Origin of the sequence: Dietzia sp. DQ12-76 (assembly GCF_014145045.1) — a bacterium.
In the GTDB taxonomy this organism is placed as follows: domain Bacteria; phylum Actinomycetota; class Actinomycetes; order Mycobacteriales; family Mycobacteriaceae; genus Dietzia.
This window is the reverse complement of the sequence record NZ_JAALDV010000053.1, coordinates 1-4,218: the sequence shown is the minus strand read 5'-3', so window position 1 is coordinate 4,218 and position 4,218 is coordinate 1. Positions and strand designations below refer to the sequence as shown.

9 protein-coding genes are annotated in these 4,218 nt (G+C 67.9%); all 9 read right to left on the bottom strand.

The genetic code is table 11. The annotated features are described in order from the left end of the window. Window positions 1-51 precede the first annotated feature (51 nt). Complete coding sequence (rpsQ, locus tag G6019_RS02765; RefSeq protein ID WP_095717594.1) at window positions 52-327, bottom strand: 30S ribosomal protein S17; 276 nt, start codon at window positions 325-327, stop codon at window positions 52-54. Between the two features lie 17 nt (window positions 328-344). Beyond that, window positions 345-575, bottom strand: coding sequence for a 50S ribosomal protein L29 (gene rpmC, locus G6019_RS02760; RefSeq protein ID WP_017838199.1), 231 nt, complete (start codon window positions 573-575; stop codon window positions 345-347). Continuing rightward, entirely contained in the window at window positions 575-991 is a 417-nt protein-coding gene (rplP, locus tag G6019_RS02755; RefSeq protein WP_017838198.1) for a 50S ribosomal protein L16, read from the bottom strand. Before rplP ends, rpmC begins: the two co-directional genes overlap by 1 nt. A gap of 3 nt (window positions 992-994) precedes the next feature. Then, entirely contained in the window at window positions 995-1,828 is an 834-nt protein-coding gene (gene rpsC / locus G6019_RS02750; RefSeq protein WP_017838197.1) for a 30S ribosomal protein S3, read from the bottom strand. Continuing rightward, window positions 1,829-2,269 (bottom strand): 50S ribosomal protein L22, encoded by a 441-nt coding sequence (gene rplV, locus G6019_RS02745; protein WP_107757058.1) that lies wholly within the window; start codon window positions 2,267-2,269, stop codon window positions 1,829-1,831. Beyond that, the gene (gene rpsS / locus G6019_RS02740) at window positions 2,266-2,547 is read right to left on the bottom strand and encodes a 30S ribosomal protein S19 (protein ID WP_017838195.1); all 282 of its coding nucleotides are present in this window, start codon (window positions 2,545-2,547) and stop codon (window positions 2,266-2,268) included. The genes rplV and rpsS overlap by 4 nt, the downstream gene beginning before the upstream one ends. Window positions 2,548-2,561: 14 nt before the next feature. Then, window positions 2,562-3,398 (bottom strand): 50S ribosomal protein L2, encoded by an 837-nt coding sequence (gene rplB / locus G6019_RS02735; RefSeq protein WP_107757059.1) that lies wholly within the window; start codon window positions 3,396-3,398, stop codon window positions 2,562-2,564. Window positions 3,399-3,429: 31 nt separating this feature from the next. Next, window positions 3,430-3,732: a 50S ribosomal protein L23 gene (rplW, locus tag G6019_RS02730; protein WP_095717595.1), complete on the bottom strand. Its 303-nt coding sequence runs from the start codon at window positions 3,730-3,732 to the stop codon at window positions 3,430-3,432. Continuing rightward, the coding region (gene rplD, locus G6019_RS02725) for a 50S ribosomal protein L4 (RefSeq protein WP_182626995.1) at window positions 3,729-4,218 on the bottom strand (490 nt) is incomplete at its 5' end. The genes rplD and rplW, both read right to left, overlap by 4 nt.

The following is a 4,218-nucleotide window of genomic DNA, read 5'->3' as shown; positions in this document are numbered from 1 at the left end:
CCCGGCCCCGAGGTCTCGGGGCCGGGCCGGCGGATGTCACAGGAGCGGGTCTTACTTCGCGCGCTCCAGGACCTCGACGAGGCGGTACCGCTTGGTGGCGGACAGCGGGCGGGTCTCCATGATCCGCACGCGGTCGCCGACTCCGGCGTCGTTGGTCTCGTCGTGAGCCTTCACCCGCTCGGTACGGCGCATGATCTTGCCGTAGAGCGCGTGCTTCACGCGGTCCTCGAGCTCGACGACGATGGTCTTGTCCATCTTGTCGGACACGACGTACCCGATGCGCACCTTGCGGCTGTTGCGCTCGATGTTCTCGCTGGCCTCAGTCACGGCTGCTTCCTTGTCACTCACTTGGCATCACCCGGCGCCGCCGACAGCCCGAGCTCGCGCTCGCGGATGACGGTGTAGATGCGTGCGATGTCGTGACGGACGACCCGCAGGCGACGGTTGTTGGTCAGCTGACCCGTGGCCATCTGGAAGCGCAGGTTGAACAGCTCCTCCTTGGCCTCACGGAGACGCGCGGTGAGCGCATCGGCGTCGAGTTCGCGCAACTCGGGGGCGGTGGTTCCACTAGCCATCAGAACTGCTCCTCCCGGGTCACGATACGGGTCTTGCACGGGAGCTTGTGCTGCGCGCGGCGCAGTGCCTCGCGTGCGGTCTCCTCGTTGGGGTACGACATCTCGAACAGGATGCGACCCGGCTTGACGTTGGCCACCCACCACTCGACGGATCCCTTACCGGAACCCATGCGGACCTCGGCGGGCTTCTTGGTCAGCGGACGATCGGGGTAGATGTTGATCCACACCTTGCCGCCACGCTTGATGTGGCGGTTGATCGCGATACGAGCGGACTCGATCTGACGGTTGGTGACGTACGCGGGCTCGAGGGCCTGGATGCCGTACTCACCGAACGTCACCTTGGTGCCGCCCTTGGCCCCGCCACTGCGGCCGGGGTGGTGCTGCTTGCGGTGCTTGACGCGCTTGGGGATGAGCACTTCTCACGCCTCCCTGGTCTGATTCTGCGGAGCCTGGGCGGGTGCCTCGGCAGCCGAACCGGAACCGGCGCGGCCGGTCTCGGTGCTGGTGGCGGTGGTCCCCTGGGCGCCGGAACGACGCGGCCGGCCCGCGCCACGCTCACGGCGGGGTCCCCGGTCGGCTCCGCCGCGGTTGCTGGACTGGGCGTACTGGTCGGACTCGCGACGCCCGCCGACGACGTCACCCTTGTAGATCCACACCTTGACGCCGATACGACCGAAGGTGGTCTTGGCCTCGTAGGTGCCGTAGTCGATCTCGGCACGCAGGGTGTGGAGCGGGACGCGACCCTCGTGGTAGCGCTCCGAACGCGACATCTCGGCACCGCCGAGACGGCCCGAACAGACCACCTTGATGCCCTTGACCTGGGGCTGACGCATCGCGGACTGGATGCCCTTGCGCATCGCGCGACGGAACGCCACGCGGTTGGACAGCTGCTCCGCGATCCCCTGCGCCACGAGCTGGGCGTCGGCCTCGGTGTTCTTGATCTCGAGGATGTTGAGGTGGACCTGCTTCGCGGTGAGCTTCTCGAGCTCGCCACGGAGACGGTCGGCCTCGGCACCCCGGCGACCGATCACGATGCCCGGGCGGGCGGTGTGGATGTCCACGTTGACCCGGTCACGGGTGCGGGAGATGTCCACGCCCGAGATGCCGGCCCGCTCCATGCCCTTGGACAGGAGCTGACGGATCTTGATGTCCTCGGCGACGTAGTCCGCGTACTGCTTGTCGGCGTACCACTTGGACGTCCAGTCCGAGGTGATGCCGAGACGGAAGCCGTGCGGCTGGATCTTCTGTCCCATTTAGCGGGCACCTCCCTGGTTACGACGACCCCGGCCGGCGGAACCGGCCTTCTCGGGCACGCTGGTCACCTCGACGGTGATGTGGCTCGTGCGCTTACGCACGCGGAACGCACGACCCTGGGCACGCGGACGGAACCGCTTCAGGGTCGGGCCCTCGTCGGCGAACGCGGCCGACACGACGAGGGTCCGGGGATCCAGGTCGAGGTTGTTCTCGGCGTTCGCCATGGCGGACGCGAGGACCTTGCCGACCGGCTCGCTGGCGGACTGCGGGGCGAACCGCAGGATGTCCAGCGCGTCGGAGGCGTCCTTGCCCCGGATCAGGTCGATCACGCGACGCGCCTTCATGGGCGTGACGCGGACGAACTTGGCGGTGGCCCGGGCGGTGAGCTTCTGCTCCTCCTGCGCCGTGCCTTCGGCGGTCTTGCTGGTATCAGTGCTCATCGACGCTTACTCTTCCGATCGTCCTTGATGTGCCCCTTGAACGTGCGCGTCGGCGCGAACTCGCCGAGCTTGTGACCCACCATGGAATCGGACACGAACACGGGCACATGCTTGCGGCCGTCGTGGACGGCGAACGTGTGGCCGATGAAATCGGGCAGGATCGTCGAGCGACGCGACCAGGTCTTGATGACCTGATGGGTACCCTTGTCGTTCTGCGCGTCCACCTTCGCGAGGAGGTGTTCGTCGACGAACGGACCCTTCTTGAGACTACGAGGCATCCTAGTTTCCCTCCTTAGCGCTTCTTACCGGTGCGACGGCGGCGGACAATCATCTTGTCGCTCGCCTTGTTGGGCTTGCGGGTCCGGCCCTCGGGCTGGCCCCACGGGCTGACGGGGTGACGTCCACCGGACGTCTTGCCCTCGCCACCACCGTGCGGGTGGTCGACGGGGTTCATCACGACGCCGCGGACGGTCGGGCGGACGCCCTTCCACCGCATGCGGCCGGCCTTGCCCCAGTTGATGTTCCCCTGCTCGGCGTTGCCCACCTCGCCGATCGTCGCGCGGCAGCGGACGTCGACCCGGCGGATCTCACCGGACGGCATCCGGAGGGAGGCGTACGCGCCCTCCTTGCCGAGCAGCTGGATCCCGGCACCCGCGGCGCGGGCCATCTTGGCGCCGCCGCCGGGGCGGAGCTCCACGGCGTGCACGACGGTACCGGCGGGGATGTTGCGCAGCGGCAGGTTGTTGCCGACCTTGATGTCGGAACCGACACCCGACTCGACCTTCATGCCCTGCTTGAGGTTGCGCGGGGCGAGGATGTACCGCTTCTCGCCGTCCGCGTAGTGCAGGAGGGCGATGTTGGCGGTGCGGTTGGGGTCGTACTCGATGTGCGCGACGGTGGCGTCGACGCCGTCCTTGTCGTTGCGACGGAAGTCGATGACGCGGTACTGGCGCTTGTGTCCACCGCCCTTGTGGCGGGTGGTGATGCGACCGTGGCCGTTACGGCCACCGGTCTTGTGTAGTGGGCGAAGCAGCGACTTCTCGGGCGTCGAGCGCGTGATCTCGGCGAAGTCCGAGACGCTCGAGCCGCGACGGCCGGGCGTCGTGGGCTTGTACTTGCGGATAGCCATGAGGTTCTCTCGTCCTTAACTCGTCCCGCCGTCAGGCGGTCAGACCCGGGATCTCGATGGGCTTGCTGTCGGCCGCGAGGGTCACGATGGCGCGCTTGGTGCTCTTGCGCTGTCCGAACCCGGTGCGGGTGCGCTTGCGCTTGCCCTGACGGTTGGCGGTGTTGACGGACTCAACGGTGACGCCGAAGATCTCCTGGAGGGCGATCTTGATCTGCGTCTTGTTGGCGTCCGGGGCGACCAGGAACGTGTACACGCCCTGCTCGAGCAGGCCGTAGGCCTTCTCGGAGACGACCGGGGCGATGATCACGTCCCGGGGATCGGCGACGGTGCTCACTTGTCGGCCTCCTTCGCGGCGGTGTTCTCCGTGCCTGCGGCACGCTTGCTGGCCTGCGAGACGAACGCGTCCAGAGCCTCGACCGTGAACACGACGTCGTCTGCGTTCAGCACGTCGTAGGTGTTCAGCTGATCCGGGGCGATGGGATGGACGTTGTCCAGGTTGCCCACCGAACGCCACGCCGCGATGTCCTCGCGGCCCACCACGAGCAGGAACTTCTTGCGGTCCGACAGGCTCGCGAGGAAGTCCCGCACGCCCGCCGTCGACGGGGTCTGGCCCTCGACGACCTCGGTGACCACGTGGATGCGATCGTTCGCGGCCCGGTCGGACAGGGCCCCGCGGAGGGCGGCGGCCTTCATCTTCTTGGGCGTGCGCTGCGAGTAGTCACGCGGCTTGGGGCCGTGGACCGTGCCACCGCCGGTGTAGGCCGGGGCGCGGGTCGAGCCCTGGCGCGCACGGCCGGTGCCCTTCTGGCGGAACGGCTTA

Excerpts from the sequence above, each read along its gene's own strand:
- rplV (WP_107757058.1), bottom strand. The coding sequence starts at position 2,269 with ATGAGCACTGATACCAGCAAGACCGCCGAAGGCACGGCGCAGGAGGAG.
- rpsS (WP_017838195.1), bottom strand. The coding sequence starts at position 2,547 with ATGCCTCGTAGTCTCAAGAAGGGTCCGTTCGTCGACGAACACCTCCTC.
- rpsC (WP_017838197.1), bottom strand. The coding sequence starts at position 1,828 with ATGGGACAGAAGATCCAGCCGCACGGCTTCCGTCTCGGCATCACCTCG.
- rpmC (WP_017838199.1), bottom strand. The coding sequence starts at position 575 with ATGGCTAGTGGAACCACCGCCCCCGAGTTGCGCGAACTCGACGCCGAT.
- rplB (WP_107757059.1), bottom strand. The coding sequence starts at position 3,398 with ATGGCTATCCGCAAGTACAAGCCCACGACGCCCGGCCGTCGCGGCTCG.